Origin of the sequence: Micromonospora sp. CMU55-4, from assembly GCF_011602315.1 — a bacterium.
Taxonomy (GTDB): Bacteria; Actinomycetota; Actinomycetes; order Mycobacteriales; family Micromonosporaceae; genus Micromonospora; species Micromonospora chalcea.
On the sequence record NZ_JAAOLH010000008.1, the window covers coordinates 26454 to 43252 of the forward strand.

General features: G+C 71.1%; 16 protein-coding genes and 2 tRNA genes. 10 read left to right on the forward strand and 8 right to left on the reverse strand.

Translation table 11 applies throughout. The annotated features are described in order from the left end of the window. A complete protein-coding gene (locus tag HA073_RS15625) occupies positions 1 to 1002 on the forward strand; it encodes a P1 family peptidase (RefSeq protein WP_205797540.1) in 1002 nt (333 codons plus the stop codon). 88 nt (positions 1003 to 1090) lie between these two features. Then, positions 1091 to 2383 carry a hemolysin family protein gene (locus HA073_RS15630; RefSeq protein ID WP_166456753.1) on the forward strand — a complete coding sequence of 431 codons (1293 nt, stop codon included), beginning with the start codon at positions 1091 to 1093 and terminating at the stop codon, positions 2381 to 2383. A gap of 16 nt (positions 2384 to 2399) precedes the next feature. Here HA073_RS15630 and HA073_RS15635 read toward each other — a convergent pair whose 3' ends face one another. Then, positions 2400 to 2777 carry a helix-turn-helix domain-containing protein gene (locus HA073_RS15635; protein WP_166456754.1) on the reverse strand — a complete coding sequence of 126 codons (378 nt, stop codon included), beginning with the start codon at positions 2775 to 2777 and terminating at the stop codon, positions 2400 to 2402. Positions 2778 to 2856: 79 nt separating this feature from the next. On the opposite strand from HA073_RS15635, the gene HA073_RS15640 reads away from it, so the two are divergent. From HA073_RS15640 to HA073_RS15650, 3 genes are all read left to right on the forward strand, one after another. Beyond that, on the forward strand, positions 2857 to 3267 hold the full coding sequence (locus tag HA073_RS15640) for a RidA family protein (RefSeq protein WP_043327791.1): 411 nt from the start codon (positions 2857 to 2859) through the stop codon (positions 3265 to 3267). A 146-nt stretch (positions 3268 to 3413) separates the two neighbouring features. Continuing rightward, the gene (locus HA073_RS15645) at positions 3414 to 3902 is read left to right on the forward strand and encodes a SigE family RNA polymerase sigma factor (RefSeq protein WP_064448837.1); all 489 of its coding nucleotides are present in this window, start codon (positions 3414 to 3416) and stop codon (positions 3900 to 3902) included. After that, positions 3895 to 4593: a hypothetical protein gene (locus HA073_RS15650; RefSeq protein WP_166456755.1), complete on the forward strand. Its 699-nt coding sequence runs from the start codon at positions 3895 to 3897 to the stop codon at positions 4591 to 4593. Before HA073_RS15645 ends, HA073_RS15650 begins: the two co-directional genes overlap by 8 nt. 80 nt (positions 4594 to 4673) lie before the next feature. Here HA073_RS15650 and HA073_RS15655 read toward each other — a convergent pair whose 3' ends face one another. Further along, entirely contained in the window at positions 4674 to 5405 is a 732-nt protein-coding gene (locus HA073_RS15655) for a hypothetical protein (protein ID WP_166456756.1), read from the reverse strand. A gap of 144 nt (positions 5406 to 5549) precedes the next feature. Between HA073_RS15655 and HA073_RS15660 the strand changes: the two genes are divergently transcribed. Further along, entirely contained in the window at positions 5550 to 6056 is a 507-nt protein-coding gene (locus tag HA073_RS15660; RefSeq protein WP_166456757.1) for a hypothetical protein, read from the forward strand. 104 nt (positions 6057 to 6160) lie between these two features. Here the strand turns inward: HA073_RS15660 and HA073_RS15665 are convergent, their stop codons facing one another. The 3 genes from HA073_RS15665 to HA073_RS15675 all read right to left on the reverse strand — a co-directional run bounded on the left by HA073_RS15665 (position 6161) and on the right by HA073_RS15675 (position 7703). After that, positions 6161 to 7228, reverse strand: coding sequence for a polysaccharide deacetylase family protein (locus HA073_RS15665; protein ID WP_064448839.1), 1068 nt, complete (start codon positions 7226 to 7228; stop codon positions 6161 to 6163). 276 nt (positions 7229 to 7504) lie between these two features. Then, a tRNA-Arg gene (locus HA073_RS15670) sits at positions 7505 to 7577 on the reverse strand. Positions 7578 to 7612: 35 nt separating this feature from the next. Beyond that, positions 7613 to 7703: transfer RNA gene (locus HA073_RS15675), tRNA-Ser, on the reverse strand. 436 nt (positions 7704 to 8139) lie between these two features. Here HA073_RS15675 and HA073_RS30625 point away from each other — a divergent pair. Beyond that, the gene (locus tag HA073_RS30625; protein WP_240925798.1) at positions 8140 to 9252 is read left to right on the forward strand and encodes a hypothetical protein; all 1113 of its coding nucleotides are present in this window, start codon (positions 8140 to 8142) and stop codon (positions 9250 to 9252) included. A 91-nt stretch (positions 9253 to 9343) separates the two neighbouring features. On the opposite strand, the gene HA073_RS15685 is transcribed toward HA073_RS30625, so the two are convergent. Next, positions 9344 to 10117 carry a CPBP family intramembrane glutamic endopeptidase gene (locus tag HA073_RS15685; RefSeq protein WP_030499361.1) on the reverse strand — a complete coding sequence of 258 codons (774 nt, stop codon included), beginning with the start codon at positions 10115 to 10117 and terminating at the stop codon, positions 9344 to 9346. 122 nt (positions 10118 to 10239) lie between these two features. Here HA073_RS15685 and HA073_RS15690 point away from each other — a divergent pair, with 122 nt between their 5' ends. Next, entirely contained in the window at positions 10240 to 11361 is a 1122-nt protein-coding gene (locus tag HA073_RS15690) for a globin domain-containing protein (RefSeq protein WP_043327787.1), read from the forward strand. Positions 11362 to 11427: 66 nt separating this feature from the next. Here the strand turns inward: HA073_RS15690 and HA073_RS15695 are convergent, their stop codons facing one another. After that, positions 11428 to 12960, reverse strand: coding sequence for a peptide deformylase (locus HA073_RS15695; protein WP_064448840.1), 1533 nt, complete (start codon positions 12958 to 12960; stop codon positions 11428 to 11430). Between the two features lie 320 nt (positions 12961 to 13280). Here HA073_RS15695 and HA073_RS15700 point away from each other — a divergent pair, with 320 nt between their 5' ends. Continuing rightward, positions 13281 to 14063, forward strand: a complete 783-nt coding sequence (locus tag HA073_RS15700; protein ID WP_064448844.1) for a hypothetical protein — start codon at positions 13281 to 13283, stop codon at positions 14061 to 14063. A gap of 4 nt (positions 14064 to 14067) precedes the next feature. On the opposite strand, the gene HA073_RS15705 is transcribed toward HA073_RS15700, so the two are convergent. After that, complete coding sequence (locus HA073_RS15705; RefSeq protein ID WP_166456758.1) at positions 14068 to 15846, reverse strand: hypothetical protein; 1779 nt, start codon at positions 15844 to 15846, stop codon at positions 14068 to 14070. Between the two features lie 208 nt (positions 15847 to 16054). Here HA073_RS15705 and HA073_RS15710 point away from each other — a divergent pair, with 208 nt between their 5' ends. Next, the gene (locus tag HA073_RS15710; RefSeq protein ID WP_043327784.1) at positions 16055 to 16759 is read left to right on the forward strand and encodes a class I SAM-dependent methyltransferase; all 705 of its coding nucleotides are present in this window, start codon (positions 16055 to 16057) and stop codon (positions 16757 to 16759) included. Positions 16760 to 16799: the final 40 nt, after the last annotated feature.

The following is a 16799-nucleotide window of genomic DNA, read 5'->3' on the forward strand; positions in this document are numbered from 1 at the left end:
CTGCTCACCGGACGCCACAACGCGATCACCGACGTCCCCGGCGTCCTGGTGGGGCACACCACCGTGGACGACGGCGGCGACCTGCACACCGGCGTCACAGCGATCGTGCCGAGCGGGCTCGGCCCCGGACGGTGGACGCTGCCGGCGGCGGTGTTCTCCGGCAACGGGCACGGGAAACTCGTCGGCTCGACCCAGGTGGACGAACTCGGCGTACTGGAATCCCCGGTCGTGCTGACCGCGACGCTGTCGGTGTTCCGGGCGGCGGACGCGCTGCTCGGCTGGTTGATGGAGCGCCGGCCGGACGGGGTGTCGTTCAACCCCCTGGTCGGCGAGACGAACGACGGGCACCTGTCCGACATCCGCCGCCGCCCGATCATCGAGGACCACGTCCTGGCCGCCATCGCTCAGGCGACCGACGGGCCGCCCGCCGAGGGCTGCGTCGGTGCCGGCGCCGGCACCACCGCGCTGGGCTTCAAGGGCGGCATCGGCACCTCGTCCCGGACCGTGCGGGCCGCCGGCCGTACGGGGACTGTCGGCGCGCTGGTCCAGTCCAACTTCGGCGGCGTCCTCAGAGTGCTCGGCGTGCCGATGCCGGCCGACGAACTGGTCCCCGCCGCCGACCGGGCCGAGCCGCCCGGCAACTCGTGCATGATCGTGGTGGCCACCGACGTACCGCTGGACGCGCGACAGCTCGGGCGGGTCGCCCGCCGGGCGGTGTTCGCCATGGCCCGGGTCGGCGCGTCCTTCAGCGGCACCAGCGGCGACTACGCGATCGGGTTCACCACGTCGGATCAGCAGCCGATCCCGGACGGGGAGATCGACCCGGTGTTCGCGGCCGTGCTGGACGCGGTCGAGGAGGCGCTGCTGAACTCGCTGTTCACCGCAGTCACCACCACGGGCGTGGGTGGCCGTACCAGTCACGCGGTTCCGCACCGGGCCGTGCTCGAGCGGCTGGCGGCGGCTGGCCGGCTGATTCCGGAATCACCGGCGGAAACGCGCTGATTGCTCGCAACCCGGCCCGCCCCGCCCAGCCGCGGTGGCTACGGTTGACGCTGCCGGAGGGTCCGGCCGAGGAGGCGTCGAACTGGCCGTGGACGGCTATGGCGTGCAGGTCACGCTCGTGTTCGTGTTGGTGTTGGTGAACGCGGTGTTCGCGGGCAGCGAGATGGCGTTGGTGTCGCTGCGGGAGAGCCAACTGCAGCGCCTGGAGCGGACCTCCCGGGGCGGCCGGGTGCTGGCGAAGCTGGCGCGGGATCCGAACCGCTTCCTGGCCACCATTCAGATCGGCATCACGCTGGCCGGTTTCCTCGCCTCGGCCGCCGCCGCGGTGTCCCTCGCGGCGCCGCTGGTGGGCCCGCTGGGATTCCTCGGGTCGGCCGCCGAGCCGGTCTCGGTCGTCGTCGTCACCATCATCCTGACCTTCGTCACGCTGGTGCTCGGCGAGCTGGCGCCGAAGCGGATCGCGATGCAGCGTGCCGAGGGCTGGGCGCTGCTGGTGGCCCGCCCGATCGACGCGCTGTCGACGTTCTCCCGCCCGGCGGTGTGGCTCCTGAGCAGGTCGAGCGACGCCGTCGTACGCCTGGCCGGCGGCGACCCCCGGGCGCGCCGGGAGGAGGTCACCACCGAGGAGCTGCGGGACATGGTCGCCGCGCAGCGCAACCTCACCCCGGAGCACCGCACGATCATCTCGGGCGCGTTCGAGGTGGCCGAGCGGATCCTGCGGGAGATCCTCGTCCCACGCCGCGACGTCGTCACGTTGTCGGCGGATCTGTCCGCGCCGCAGGCGCTGCGCGAGCTGGGCAGGTCGGGGCAGACACGCGCCCCGGTCGTGGGTCGCGGCGGACTGGACGACACCGTCGGCGTGGTGCACATGCGGGACCTGCTCGACCAGGAAGGGCCGGTCGCCGACCACGCCAGCCCGGCGGTGTACCTGCCGGAGACGCTGAAGGTGACCGAGGCGATCCGGGAGCTGCGCGCCCAACGGCAGCAGTTCGCGCTCGTGGTCGACGAGCGCGGGTCCATCGACGGCATCGTCACGATGGAGGACCTGGTCGAGGAGATCGTCGGGGAGATCTACGACGAGACCGACCGGGACGTGCAGGCCGTCGTACGGGAGGCGGACGGCGCGCTGCTGATGCCCGGCGGGTTCCCGCTGCACGACCTGGTCGACGTGGGCATCGACCTCGACGAGGCCACCCTCGAAGCCGGGGACTACACGACGGTGGCCGGCCTGGTCCTGGCGCATCTCGGCCACATCCCGAAGGCCCCCGGCGAGACGGTCGAGCTGCCCGGCCTGAGCGCCGAGGTGGCGGAGGTGACGGGCCGGGCCATCACCCGGGTACGCCTGCGGACGACGCCGACGCGCGACGAGCCGGGCTCCTGAGGTCCGGCAGTACTCGTCAGCCTGGCTCGGCGTCGAAGCTCCGGCGGGCCTGCTCGATCTGGGGCAGGTGCGCGTCGGCCCAGTCGAGCAGGACGTCGATCGGCGCACGCAGGGTCTTGCCCAGCCGCGTGATCCGGTACTCGACCGCGACCGGCCGGGTCGCCACCACGTGGCGTTCGACGATGCCGTTGCGTTCGAGCCGTCGCAGCGTCGCCGTGAGCGACTTCTGTGTCACCGCCGGGATCGCGCGGCGCAGCTCGTTGAAGCGACAAGGGCGTTCGCACAGCTCGTTGAGGACGCTCAGCGACCACTTGTCCAGCACCTGATCGAGCAGCTCGCGGTGCGGGGCGTCGATGCGCAGCTCGTCGGCGCGAGCGCCTGCGGTATCGCCCATGAAACCAGGTCTCCTTGAAGTGTCCTTCGTCAACTAGGTATCAATGGTAAACCACCTAGGTCCCCATGGAGGAGACACGATGTCCGTCACCCGCTTCAGCCCTGCCGGTCTTCAGCCGCACACGCCGTACCACCACGTGGCGGTGGGCACCGGCGCCCGTCACATCCACGTCAGCGGCCAGGTCGCGCGACTGGGCGACGGCACCCCTGTCGCACCGGGCGACCTCGGTGGGCAGGTCGCGCAGGTGCTGCGCAACACCGGGCGCGCCCTCGCGGGCGCCGACGCCTCGTTCCAGGACGTGGTCCGGCTGACCTTCTACGTCACCGACTGGACGCCGGACAAGATCGGGCCCTTCATGGCCGGCATCGAGTCGGTCGCCGAGGAACTCGGGCTGCCCCAGCCGCTTCCGCCGGCGTCGCTGATCGGCGTCGAGTCCCTCTTCGAGCCCGACGTGCTCGTGGAGCTGGAGGCGACCGCCGTCGCGGAGTGAGATGGGGCAGGCAGCATCACCGGACAGCGACCCGGGGCCGCGGTCGGCGGATTTCCGCCGGCCGCGGGTTGCCGCGTGGTCGAGGGGATCGGTGAAATCTGATGGACGCCCGCAACGTTGCGATCAGGCCGCGCGTGTAGTCGCCGATGAGGGACTTCGACGACTTTTACGCGGCGAGCTACGCGGACCTGACGGTGCAGGTGTACGCCTACTTCGGCGACCTGCACGAGGCCCAGGACGTCGTTCAGGAGGCGTTCTGCCGGGCGCTCGCCCGATGGCGGCAGGTCTCCGGCTACGACGACCCCGCCGCCTGGGTCCGGCGGGTCGCCTGGAACCTCGCGACCAGCCGCTGGCGGAGACTGCGCGTGATGCGGGCGTTCCACCGACGCCAGCGCGGCGAGCCGGTCGTCGCGGGACCGGAACCGGACCACGTCGCGCTGGTCGAGGCCCTGGCCTCGCTGCCCGCCGCGCAGCGGCGGGCAATGGTGCTTCGCTATCTCGCCGACCTGCCGGTCGCGGAGATCGCCGACCGCGAGGGGGTGCCCGAAGGCACCGTCAGGTCATGGCTGCATCGCGGTCGGGCCACGCTCGCCGCCCGGCTCGGCCCCGAACACATGGAGAAGTCGCATGCCTGAGGACATCACCGAGGAGCAGACCCGGAACGCTTTCGCCCTCATGCGCGCGGAGACTCTGACACACATCCGCCCACCGGGAACCGCGGCGGCGCAGCGGACCGTACGAAACCGGCGCCGCACCGGAATCGCCGCCCTCGCCGCCGGCGTCGGGATCGTGGTGGCGGGTGGCTTCGCCGTGACCCACCTGGCCACCAGCGAGCGATCCGCCACCCCGCCTGCGGCACCGAGCCCGTCGCCGTCCCCGTCGGAACTGCCCGCCGAACAACTCGACCGCATGGCCGCCACAGCAGCCGCCGCGCTCGGGATCACCTCCGTGGACAACAAGCAGCGCAGACGTGAGGGAAAAGGGCCCATCCTCATGATCGGCTCCGAGCCCGCCCGGCGCGGCGGCATCAGTGGCACCGGGTACAACGAGAACAAGACCGGCGTCTACGTGCTCGACGTCCTGTGCGTCGGGGAAGGGACGCTCCGTACGCGGTTCTGGGCCGCGACCTCGGGGGCGGACGAGGCCGGGAATCCGGCCCCCATCCCTCCCGACGCCGCCGAGGCGCGGGTGCCCTGCAGTGACGAGCCGGAGCGCGTAAGCCTCAGCGTGCGCGCGCCCTGGCCCAAGAAGGTCTACGTCTCGATCGAGCCGGACCAGGCGGCCGAGGGGCGCGCCGCCCACGCGTCACTCGTCCGCGTGCCGTAGCACCGCCCTCGGGGCCTCGCTCGGTGCCCTGACCTTTCGCAACTGTCCGGCACACGGGTGGACGGACCAGGGTCGCGTGGTCAGTTCGACCGCTCGAGGAAACGCATGACGAGTCGAATCAGGTACTGACGCGCAGACAGGAGCGGACCAACTTTGCCCCACCGTGGTGGACGCTCACCTCGACCGATGCGGATCATCGCCACCCTGCTTTCTGAGACCTTCCTGTTGAGAAGCTCGTCCGGCACACCGCAACTGGGTTCATCCGCCTCGGTCTCGTTCCACTCGCGGAGGTCGCCGATCGCCGTCAGGATTTCCGTGCGCTCCTCGGTCGATGCCGCGGAATCGGCAGCCCGGCCCAGTTCGGCTAGCGCCTCGGCCGTCCTACCTCGAAAGCCGCTGATGACTTCCAGCGCACCGAGGCGTGCGCCCGGATCGGAGAGGTAACTCAGATAGAGCGTGAGGCTGCTTTCCACGAGTTCTCGGCACAGCGACAACAGATCAACTGCCCGCCCATGCCAGTTGATCAGCTCTGGATGGGCCGCTTCCCCGTTCCCGAGGGTCCTGAGCAACGCGAACGCCTCGTTCGGATGCGGGACGTCACGCCGCTCCAGGCGTTCGACAACATCGCAAATTGCGTACGGTGTTGCTTCGAAGACGTTCTCGTTCCAGGCAAGGTCTTGCACCAGCAGCCTGAACGCGTTCAGGCGGACCTGTTCATCGGGGGATGAGAGGTCGGCAAGCGCGGCTGGAATGTGACTGGATCGCCCGACGAAGCAGACGAGCTCTGACCAGCGAACGTCTTCCGAAGGCATGGGAGGCATGGTCTCGCAATCAGCCAGGCAAGGCTACGGCGATAGCGAGGGCCTTGCCGCGTACATCATGATCCTGCCTTGCCAAGGTCACGACCTGTTGGGGAAGTTGAGACCGTGATCCGGCGGAACGACCCGCTCGCTCTGATGACGATCGTCATGTGCACGGCGGCCGGCGCTTTCGGCCTCGTAACGCCCTCCCGCATCGTCGACACCCAGCAGTTGCTGCTGATGGTTCTCACGCCACTCGGCACGTGCGTACTGCTCATGTACCTCGCGGGGCCGGCTGCCTTCGTGGCGGTGACCCGCACGCATGTCGTCGTGGGCAACCCGCTCGTCAGATACAGCGTTCCACGGTCACTGGTCGACGGAGTACGGCTCGACGGGTTCGACATCGAGCTGCGAGTCTCCGGGCACCCGCCTGTTCCGATTGCCGCCCTGACCCCCAGCGTGGGTGGCCATCACCGGGTGCATCCGGGCGGGTACCAGACGCGCTTGAACAAGATCGCGGCGCTCCTGGACCACACGCCGGCGACGCCCGTAGCCGGCACGATGGTGCGCCGCTACCGGTATGCGCACCTCGGTCTCTTGACGGTGGACGTGCTGGCTCTGGTCGGAATGGTGCTTCACATCAGAACCGAAACGCTCGCGTAGAAGCGAACCGTGCCCCTACGGTCCAGGGTCAGCTGGACCGTAGGGGCACCTGGTCGACCACGCTCACCCGAGCCGTTTCCGGTGACCTGGGTGGGCCACCGGGATCAGCCCGCGGTGCAGGAACGGATCTGCGGTCTGGCGCCGCTGTTGCCGTTCATCATCGTGGTGAAGCCGAAGGTGTTGCCGCTGCCGTTGGACCGCATCGTCATCACGTAACCGGTGCTGTCCCAACTGGGGGAGCCGTTCCAGGTAGTGGAGACCCGCTGCGGCGGGGTCAGAGCCACGACCACGGTCCAGTTGCTGGCCCCCTGAACCGTCACCGAGGTGTTGTACCGGTCACCCCAGACGTTGGGGGTCGTCGCCGTCGCTGTGCATCCGCCGCTGGGAGGCGGAGTGGTCGGCGGCGGAGTGGTCGGCGTGCCGGTCGGCGGCGGAGTGGTCGGCGGCGGAGTTCCGTCCGGGGCCACCGCTCGGCCGGTGCTCGGTGAGATCATGCCCGGGCAGAGGTTGCGGCTGGTCAGGTTGGCCATGATCTGCGGAATCGCGTCGCGGGTGTTCTGAATGCCGTCGTGCATCAGGATCACCTGGCCGTCCTGAAGACGGCTGGCGTTGGAGACGATCTGGCTGACGCTGGCGCCGTTCCAGTCCTGGGAGTCGACGTCCCAGATCACCTGGCGCAGGCCGAGCGACGAGGCGACCGACTGGAGGGTCGAGTTCGTCTCCCCGTAGGGCGGGCGGAACAACTGCGGCCGGACGCCGGTCGCCGACTGGATCGCCGAGTTGGTCTGGGAGAGGTCCGACTGCATCTGGCTCTGGTTCATCGAGGTCATGTGCGCGTGGTTCCAACTGTGGTTGGCCACCCACATGCCCGCGTCGACCTGGGCCCGCGCGGCGGACTGGTTGTTCTGCACGTTCTGGCCGACGTTGAACATGGTCGCCCGTACGTTGTTCGCGCGCAGCACGGACAGCAGCGCGCTGGTGCTGCCGGTCGGCCCGTCGTCGAAGGTGAGGCCGACGTACCCGTTGCAGGTGGCGGCGCTGGACGGAGTGGCGGCGACCGCAAGGCCGGCGGCGCCCAGCGCCACAGTGGAGGCGAGCACTGCCAACCGGAAGGTGAGACGCGATTTTCGGGGAGTGGACGGGCGGCGGGAGCCGCGGATGCTGGCGTACATGCGCAGGTCCTCCTTGGGACGAGTGACACCTGACGACGCATGGCTTCAATCGACGCATGCTGATGTCGCAGTGTTCGGAGTATTGCAGCGGCGTTTCGAACAGGTCAATGATTTTCCGGAAGTTTTCCGGAAGGATCGACTCCCAGCCAGTCGCTGCGCATCCGGACCCATCAGTTGCCATCGCTCGGTGGCTGGGCGACGCGAGGCGGCATGACCGCCGGCGGAGCGCACGAAAAAGGGCCGCCCCGGTTTCCCGAAGCGGCCCCTCAACTGCTGTGCGCCCGAAGGGACTCGAACCCCTAACCTTCTGATCCGTAGTCAGATGCTCTATCCGTTGAGCTACGGGCGCTTGTGCTCGGCCAGTCTACACAACCGGCTTTCGCGCGGAGACTCCGGGATTCGAACCCGGGAGGGGCTTTAAGACCCCAACCGCATTAGCAGTGCGGCGCCATAGACCAGACTAGGCGAAGTCTCCCTGGTGACCCTGAGGTCACCGCGCCCGAGGATACAGGCCCGCACCCGCCCGGGGCAAAGCGGATGCCGGGACCGGCCCTCACGACGCGTTTCCGTCGTGTGCCAGATCACGTCCACGGCTACGCTCCATCGATATGCAGGAGCAGCCGCCGAGCGATCCGCCCCGTCGCGAGCCTGCCGCGAAGGCCCGGCGGACCCGCTCCACCCGACCCACGTTCAGCCCGCCACCCACGCCGGAGCCTCCCGCCGGGAGCGCGACGAGCGACACACCGCCACCCCGGCGTCCGCGCCGGGCCGCGCCGACTGTCGTCTTCCAGCCGCCGGCGGCCGACGCCGCAGCGCCGGCACCGCGACCACGCCCGGCCGCCGAGCCTTCGACAAACGATCCGGGTACGCCTGCCGCCGCGCAGCCCGACCCCGTGCCCGCCGAGCCGGACGTGAGTACGCCTTCCCCCGAGCCGGCCGCGCGATCACGCCGTCCGGCCGAGGAGTCGGTGCCGACCGAGCCGCCGAGCGAGGACGAGACGCCGAAGCGGACCCGCCGTGCGCCCGCCGCGAAGAAGGCCGTCCCGAAGAAGGCCGCTCCCCCGGTCAAGAAGGCCGCTCCCGCCGTCAAGAAGGCAACCCGGACCGCCAAGAGCGCCAAGACCCCCACGACCACGGAGGCCTCGACGGCGGCCACGGACGCCACCGCCGTCACGGCGACCCCTCCGGCACCGGAGACACCCCCGTCAGCGGTCGACCCCGCCGAGCCCGCAGCCGCAGCTGGCGATCAAGCCCTGGCCGTCGATCAACCCGCCGTCAACGAGAGTCGCAAGACCGAACCGCCCGCCCTGGACTCGTCGATAGAAGAGCAGCCGTACGACAAGACCGAGACCCTGTCGGTCACCGTCGACGGCCGGCACGCTGCGCGTACCCAGGAAAAGGGCTGGCGGGCGGTGGGGCCGCAGCTGCGCGACCACCCCGGGTTCGCGCCGGAGCTGCTGGCGCTGGCGGCGGTGGACGCGCTCGGGCCGCGCGCCCGGGAATGGGTGGCGCAGGTCCGGCGGGCCTACCCGGAGGCGGACGCCGACGGGGTGGCCCGGCTGGCGACGCGGCGGTTCGTCCGGATGGCCGGTACGGGTGGGGCGCTGGCGGCCGGCGCCGGGATGTTCGCGCCGGTCGCGGAGCTGGCAGCGGTGCTGTGGACGCAGGCGAACCTGGTGCTGCACCTGGCCGCCGCGTACGGGCGGGATCCGGCGCATCCGGATCGGGCGGCCGAGCTGCTGGTGCTGACGTTGGTGCACCCGGACGAGGGCACCGCCCGGGCGGCGCTGGGGGCGGCTCGCGCGGCCGACGAGCCGGCGGACGGGCCGTGGGGGCGGGTGGCGGAGGCGGCGTGGCGGCTGGCGACGCCGGTGGCGGCGCAGGCGGGCGGGTGGCTCGGGCTGCGGCTGGCCGCCCGGCGCCTGCCGGGTGCGGCGGCGTTGGCGGCGACGATCGGCGGTACGGCGACGGCCGAGCGGGTGGCCGCGCGGGCGGTCGCCCGGTACCGGCCCGGCCGTACCTGATCGACGCCGGTTCGGCGAGGTGGCGGGGTCCGTCGGGCCGCGATACCGCCACCTCGCCGACCCGGCGAAGCCATCAGGCCGGCAGCCGGGATCAGAGCCAGTCGAACCAGGACTTGGGCAGCATCGCGTACCCGACGAACGCGAAGATGTCGAGCAGCGTGTGCGCGACGATCAGCGGGGCGACCCGGCGGGTGCGCAGGTAGAACAGCCCGAAGATCACACCCATGACGGCGTTGCCGACGAACGCGCCGAAGCCCTGGTAGAGGTGGTAGGAGCCGCGCAGCAGGGCGCTCGTGGCCAGCACCGCGCCGATGCGCCAGTTGAGCTGCCGCAGCCGGGTGATCAGGTAGCCGACCACGATCACCTCCTCCAGCACGGCGTTCTGCACGGCGGCGAGGATCAGCACCGGCACCGTCCACCAGAGGTCCGGCAGCGCGGCCGGGACCAGGGTGGCGTTGAGGCCGAGCTGCGCCGCCGCCCAGAACAGCGCCAGCCCGGGCAGGCCGATGAGCGCGGTCAGGCCCGCGCCCCGGGCCAGGTCCGAGCCGGGCCGCCGGAAGTCGACGCCGAGCGTCCGTGCCGGGTCGCCGGGGTCGCGCGCCAGCAGGTGTACGGCGAGCAGCACCGGCAGCAGCGCGAAGACGATCCCGAGCAGCTGGTACGTCAGATCGAGGTAGGGCCGGGCGGACGCTGAGGTGTTCAGCGCGGCGGTCTGCTTGGACAGCCCACCGGTCGCGGTGAGCTTCGCGATCAGCGACACCAGCGCGTACACGGCCGACTGGCCGAGGGACAGACCGAGCACGAGCAGCGTCTCGGTGCCCAGCATCCGGCGGGAGACCGGGCGGGCCAGCTCGTCAACCGTCACCGGACCATGAAATCACTTCGGCGTCCCGGCCCGGCGATCGCACAGTCTGTGCGACCGACGTACACGCTCCGTGGAGATTCTATGGCTGCCGATCCGCCCGTACGGAGAAGGAGCGTGCCCCTGTGGAGAACTTCGCGCGGCTGCTGAAGGAGAGCTGGGCCCTGGTCGAGGAGGACCGGGAGCGGCTCAGCGGTCACTTCTACGCCCGGCTGTTCCTCCTCGACCCGGAGCTGCGCAAGCTCTTCCCGGTGCAGATGAACGGGCAGGGCGACCGGATCCTGGAGGCGATCGTCACCGCCACCCAGACCGTGGGCGACCCGGAGAGCTTCGACGAGTACCTGCGGGCGCTGGGCCGGGACCACCGGAAGTACCACGTGACGGCCGAGCACTACGCGACCATGGGTGTCGCGCTGCTGGACGCGCTGCGCAGCACCGCCGGGGACGGCTGGAACCTGGAGTACGACCAGGCATGGCGGGAGGCGTACGCGAGCATCAGCGCGCGGATGCTGGCCGGCGCGGAGGCGGACGGTAACCCGCCGTACTGGCACGCCGAAGTGCTCACCCACGAGCGGCACGGCCCGGACACGGCGGTGCTGACCGTACGCGCGCTCCAGCACCCGCTGCCCTGGCAGGCGGGGCAGTACGTCAGCGTGGAGGTGCCCCGCTACCACCCGCGGGTGTGGCGGACGTACTCGGTGGCGAACGCCCCGAACGAGGAGAACGTGCTGGAGTTCCACGTGCGGACGCCGCCCGGCGCGGCCGGCTGGGTGTCCGGGGCGCTGGTGCGCCGCACCAAGCCGGGTGACCTGCTGCGGGTGGCCGCGCCGATGGGCTCGATGACGCTTGATCCGGAGTCCACCCGGGACGTCCTCTGCGTGGCCGGCGGGGTCGGGCTGGCGCCGATCAAGGCGCTGGTGGAGGAGCTGACCCGGGTCAACCGCACCCGCTGGGTGCACGTCTTCTACGGCGCGCGCCGCCCGGACGAGCTGTACGGGCTGGCCGGCCTGGAGGACCTGGTCGCGACCCACCCGTGGTTGTCGGTGACGCCGTCGTGCAGCGAGGACCCGGACTTCGGTGGCGAACTCGGTGACGTGTCCGAGGTGGTCACCCGGTACGGGCCGTGGACCACGCACGACTGTTACGTCTCCGGCTCGGCCGCGATGGTCCGGGCCACCCTGCGGGCGCTCGCCGCCGACGACGTCCCGCCGGACCACATCCGGTACGACACGTTCGGCAACCTCTGAACCTTGCTCCCCCCGAGCCGGGTCGCGTGCCCCCGCCCCCTGGGGCACGCGACCCGGCCCCCCGTTTCAGTAGCGCCAGGGGGTGCCGGTCTCGCGGTACTCCTCCACCGGCACGAGCGGCACGCCGGGCGCCATCCGGTCGACGTAGAGCCGCCCGTCCAGGTGGTCGATCTCGTGCGCGACCAGCCGCGCCATCGCGTACTCGAACGAGGTGATCACCCGGCTGCCGTCCCAGAGCGCGTGTTCCACGTCGATCCGCAGCGGCCGGGGCACCAGGCCGCGGTGGTCGAAGAAGGAGAGGCACCCCTCGTACTGCTCGTCGGTCTCGGCGGCGGTGTCCACGACGCGCGGGTTGAGCAGCACCACCGGTTCGGCCGCGCGGTCGGCGGGCCGGACCAGCGCGGCGGACCAGCCGATGCCGAGCTGGGGCGCGGCGAGGCCGACGCCCTTGCTGAACGGGTGCAGCTCGTCCAGCCGGGCCAGCATCGCGGCGAGCCGGTCGATGACCTGCCGGGCGTGCCGTTCCTCGGCCGGCAGGTCGAACTGGCGGGCCGGCTGCCGCAGCAGGTCGTCGCCGCGCTGCACGATGCCCACGGCACGCATCCGGTCGCTGGCCCGAACCCGGGCGCCGCCGGTGGGCGCGCTGTCCGGCTCGGCGTCCGCCTGCGGGCTGCGGAACCGCCACTGCATCCGGTAGCGGGCGTTGAGCGGCGGGTCGTCGGTCCCCCAGTCGAAGATCACCCGGTCGCCGTCGGAGGCACGCTGGATCGGCGTACGCAGCGGTCCTTCCTCGGCCGACAGCGAGGTCTCCGCACCCCACACCTTGGGGTCGAGGTCCGCGGGCAGGTCGAGCCGCACCGCCAGGTGCCGGGTGGGCAGGCGTACGGCCCGCTGGAACCAGGGGCCCCACTTGTCCTGGCCGACCCGGTACGCGTACTCGATGGTGACCCGGTCGCCCGGGTAGAGCGGGAAGCGTCCCTCGTCGTTCTCGAAGAGCAGCCAGATCTCCTTGAACGCGTCCCGGTCGTGCTTGGCCCGCCAGTGCATCGGCTCGCGTCCGTTGCCGTCGTCCCGGTACGCGGTCAGTTGCAGCTCGGCGAAGGTGAGCGGGTGTTCCCGGTGGTGCCGGTTGGAGCGGCCCGGGTCGTTCGGGTAGCGGTCGACGGCGACCCGGACCAGGTAGCGGGTGACCGGTTCGGTGCCCGCGTTGTACAGCTCCCGCCGGATCGCGCAGTGGTAGCCGTCGCCGATGTGGGTGAGCGTGGCCACCTCGCGCTCGACCACGAGGCCGGTGCCGGGCGGCAGCCACTGCCCGGGGACCGGCGGGTCGCGGTGCGCTCCGCCGGCGCGGCCGTGCCGCAGCTCGTCGTACTCCCGGAAGCGCTGCCAGATCGCGCCGCTGGCCTCCAGGACGGCCTCGGCGCGGCGGGCGAAGTCCTCGGTGGGCCGGTGCCGGCGCCCTTCGACGTGGCTGACGTAGGACGGGTCGAAGCCCATCAGCGTCGCCAACTGCTTCTTGGACAGCCCTCGGCCGGTCCGGTGCCGGGCAAGTTCCGCCGCGAACGAGTCCGCGGCACGCTCGATCGGTGAGGTCGTCATCAGCTTCCTCGTGGCGGGAAGCCCATTTTCACGTTGGGTGGCCGAACGTGTACGGAAACTGCCTCGTATTCGACATACACCTTGACATCTGAACGGAGCGCATCGATCCTTACACCGTGCGTCGCCGTTTCCGGCGGCGTTTTTCGTCTTCCGGGCCGGGTAGTACGCGACCGGCGCCGGAGTGACCGGGACCTCCCCGCGACACCGCGACGTCACTTCCCCTCCCGCCGAGGGAGTGGTTAGGCTAGCCTTAGCTTCGGTCGACGGCACGCGCCGGCCGACAGGGCGACCAGACAGGGGACGGCCAGGTGACTGCGGTGATGCCGGGGCGCGACGCCGCCACCCCGTTCGCCCCGGTGACCGCGACCCTGCGCGCCATGTTCGGCACCGACGACCTGCCCGGGCTCGCGCCCGGCCTGCTGGTCCGCGACGAGCTGGACCGCTGGTCCCCGGCCGCCCGGCTGATCGACGGCACGCTGCTTCCCGAGTTCCTGACCCGCGCCGGCCGCCGCTGGGGCGGCACCCCGCACGCCTGTGCCGCGCTCGCGTGGAAGTCCTACAGCTACTGGACGGCGCTCCCAGCGGTGCTCGGCTGGGCGTCGGCCCGGCGGGTGCCGCTGCTCGACCCGGCCGACGTCCTCGTGCACTTCGAGGACCACCACCAGCTGCTCACGCTGGGGCTGCGCGCGTCCACCCCGGTGGCGGTGCTGCCCGGTGACCCGCTGGCGCTGGCCGGCGCGCCGGGTGTGGTCGTGGTGCCGGACGAGGCCGCGCTGCTCGGCGCGCTGCGCGCGTCCCTGCTCGACGCGCACTTCGCCCCGCTGATCGCCGCCATCCAGGGCGAGGTGCGGATCGGCACCCGTACGCTGCTCGGCTCGGTGGCCTCCGGCATCGCGCACGGCATCCTGCGCGCGGCGGACGCGCTGCCCGGCTCGTCCGTGGCGACCGTCGGCACGCTGCTCGGCGCGCTCGACCTGAACGACCTGGTCGAACTGGTGCCCGGCCCGGCCGGCGAGCCGACAGTGCAGCGGCGCACCTGCTGCCTGGCGTTCACGCTGCCCCGGCCCAAGGTGTGCCAGGGCTGCTGCGTCCGCCAGGGCTGACCGCTCAGTCGGCCAGCGGCCGGACGTCCCACAACCACACCCCGCCGGTACGGGTGGGCGTGATCCCGCTCAGCTCCGTCATCGCCCGGCGCAGCGCGTCGGCCTGCGGCAGCCGGGGGTCGAGGATCACCGCGCCGGCCCGCCAGTAGCGCAGGTCGTCCACGGCGGCCACCCGGTCCTGCGGCGTGATCGGCGGAACCGCGTCGGTGCGCCGTACCGTCTCGAAGAACGTGCTGGTGGGACGCGGCGGCGCGGTGAACAGCGCGATCCGGTCCCCGCCGGGGCGGGTGTCCGGATAGAGGAAGTAGCCGCGGGCCAGCGGCATGTCCAGCCGGGTCTCGGCGGACCAGCGCAGCGGAACCGCGTACGTGGTGTCGGGCAGCGGCAGCGTGACGATGCTGCGTCCGTCGGCGACGTAGGGGCGCCAGGCGCCGGAGGTGACGAACGCCGGGGTCGGTTCGAGGCGCTTGGCCGGCAGCGGGGTGGGCAGGATCGGCAGCAGCGCCATCGCGAGCACGGTGACGGTGGCGAACCGGATCTGCCCGCGTGCGTCCGGATGCCGGGCGGCCAGCCGGCGGACCCGCTCGGCGCCGAGCGCGAGCAGCACACCGATGATCGGAGTGAGCGCGAGCGACCAGCGGGTGGGCACCACCGAGTGCAGGACCGGCAGGTTCTCCAGCGCGGCCCACGGGCCGGGGATGCCGGTGTCGCGTCCGTCGTAGCGGATCTCCCGGCCGAGCGAGAAGAGCGCGAACACGAGGCCGACCGCGGCCAGGCCGAGCACCACCGCGTTGCGGCGCATCCACCAGACCAGCGCGGCCACCAGGATCACCAGCGGCCAGCCGAAGAACGCGTTCTCCTCGGTGGCGTTCTTGACCAGCGGTTCACTGCCCCGGGCGTCACCGGCCACCGACTCCCGGGACCAGGCGACGTACGCGGCGAGGTCGGTGGAGTAGCCCCGGATCAGCGTGGAGAGCCCGCTGTACGCGCCGGGACCGAAGAACTGGACCCAGAGCGGGTACGCGAGCAGCGCCCCGGCGACCACCGCGGCCACGGCGAGTCCGGCGGCGAACGGGCGGGCCGCCGAGCGCAGCGCGGGACGGCCGAGTACGAGCGCCAGCACCACCACGCCGAGGCCGATGGCGGTCATCAGCAGGATCTCCAGGTTGAGGAACGCCTGCCAGACGATCACCAGGGCGAGCAGTACGCCGTTGCGCAGCCACCGGCCGGGCTCGGCCAGGCGCAGCGTCCGCCAGATGATCAGCGGCACCACGAACTGGCTGACGATGTTGGGGTGCGAGTTGGCGTGCGAGATCATCGCCGGCGCGAACGCACAGAAGGCGGCACCCAGCCAGGCCGGACCGCGAGACCGCACGACAACTCGGGAGAGAAGGAAATACCAGGACACGCCGGTGGCGGCGAGCCCAAGGGTGAGGAAAATCAGGAATGACCAGCGCGGACCCGCCCAGAGCGTGATCGGGGTCAGCGGCAATGAAACAGATAATACGGACGTATTGGCCATGAGATTGACGACATCCGGCACATTCATCCGGTCCGAGGTGAACGGATAGGCGAAATCGGTGACGACGCGCGCACCATGCGCCATCATCCATTCGAATTGCGCCTGATCTGTCCGATTGTCCCGAATCCCGTTGCGGGGGTCCACCCACAACCGGGCGGTGACCCAGAGCGCGAGCAGCACGAAGCTGAGCACGGCGAGCACATCGATCCGCCTGCCGTGCCCCGTTTTCGCCGGGTCCGCCGCTGATTCCGGAGTAGTCATGACATTTCAGAGCGTAGTCAGGGTATGACCGGCAGGTGCAATGTTCCGCAGACTCACGTACTATGTGCCGAGTTCGCCGACCGCCGATCAGGCACCCCTCCGCATCACAATTCGGCCCCCCTCCGTCCCCCGATTTCCCCCTCAGCCATCCAGATGGTTGACTCTGACGGTCCAGGCGCGGGTCAGTCATATCGTGAGGAATCGACGCATGGCAGAAATCACTGGGGACCAGCGCGTCCAGTCCGAGGTGCTCGAAGGCCTCGCGACCGCTGTCAACCACCGGCAGTGGTTCGTCGAGCTGGCGGTGCCCTACCTCGGTGACAACCCGATCGAAATCGGCAGCGGCCTGGGCGACTACGCCTCCGCGTGGGCCGAGCAGGTGCCCCGGATCACCGCCACCGAGGCGGACCCGGACCGGCTGGTCCAGCTCAAGGAGCGGCTGGCCGACCACCCGGGCGTCGAGGTCCGGCAGATGCTGCTCCCGCACCACGAGCGTGGCGACTACAGCGCGGCCGTCTCGTACAACGTGCTGGAGCACATCGACGACCACGTGGGCGCGCTGCGCAGCATGCGCGACCTGGTCCGCCCCGGCGGCGCGGTGGTCATCATCGTGCCGGCGTTCCAGTTCGCCATGAGCCCCGCCGACATCGCCACCGGCCACGTCCGCCGCTACACCAAGAAGACGCTCGCCGCGGCCATGACCGAGGCCGGCCTCACCGTGGAGCGGATCCACTACGCCAACGCGCTCGGCCTGATCGGCTACTTCATGGCCACCAAGGTCTTCCGGCTGATGCCGAAGGAGGGCCCGATGGTGAAGGTGTACGACACGCTCGTGCTCCCCGTCACCAAGGCCGCCGAGCAGCGCGTCCGCCCGCCGTTCGGCCAGTCCGTCTTCGCTGTCGCCCGCGTGTAAGGAAGGGCCCCTTGTTAACAGACGTCTGTTAACAAGGGGC

Coding starts and splice junctions, on each gene's coding strand:
- HA073_RS15635 (WP_166456754.1), bottom strand. CDS start 2,777: ATGGGCGATACCGCAGGCGCTCGCGCCGACGAGCTGCGCATCGACGCC.
- HA073_RS15640 (WP_043327791.1), top strand. CDS start 2,857: ATGTCCGTCACCCGCTTCAGCCCTGCCGGTCTTCAGCCGCACACGCCG.
- HA073_RS15645 (WP_064448837.1), top strand. CDS start 3,414: ATGAGGGACTTCGACGACTTTTACGCGGCGAGCTACGCGGACCTGACG.
- HA073_RS15650 (WP_166456755.1), top strand. CDS start 3,895: ATGCCTGAGGACATCACCGAGGAGCAGACCCGGAACGCTTTCGCCCTC.
- HA073_RS15655 (WP_166456756.1), bottom strand. CDS start 5,405: ATGCCTTCGGAAGACGTTCGCTGGTCAGAGCTCGTCTGCTTCGTCGGG.
- HA073_RS15660 (WP_166456757.1), top strand. CDS start 5,550: ATGACGATCGTCATGTGCACGGCGGCCGGCGCTTTCGGCCTCGTAACG.
- HA073_RS15665 (WP_064448839.1), bottom strand. CDS start 7,228: ATGTACGCCAGCATCCGCGGCTCCCGCCGCCCGTCCACTCCCCGAAAA.
- HA073_RS15695 (WP_064448840.1), bottom strand. CDS start 12,960: ATGACGACCTCACCGATCGAGCGTGCCGCGGACTCGTTCGCGGCGGAA.
- HA073_RS15700 (WP_064448844.1), top strand. CDS start 13,281: ATGCCGGGGCGCGACGCCGCCACCCCGTTCGCCCCGGTGACCGCGACC.
- HA073_RS15705 (WP_166456758.1), bottom strand. CDS start 15,846: ATGACTACTCCGGAATCAGCGGCGGACCCGGCGAAAACGGGGCACGGC.
- HA073_RS15710 (WP_043327784.1), top strand. CDS start 16,055: ATGGCAGAAATCACTGGGGACCAGCGCGTCCAGTCCGAGGTGCTCGAA.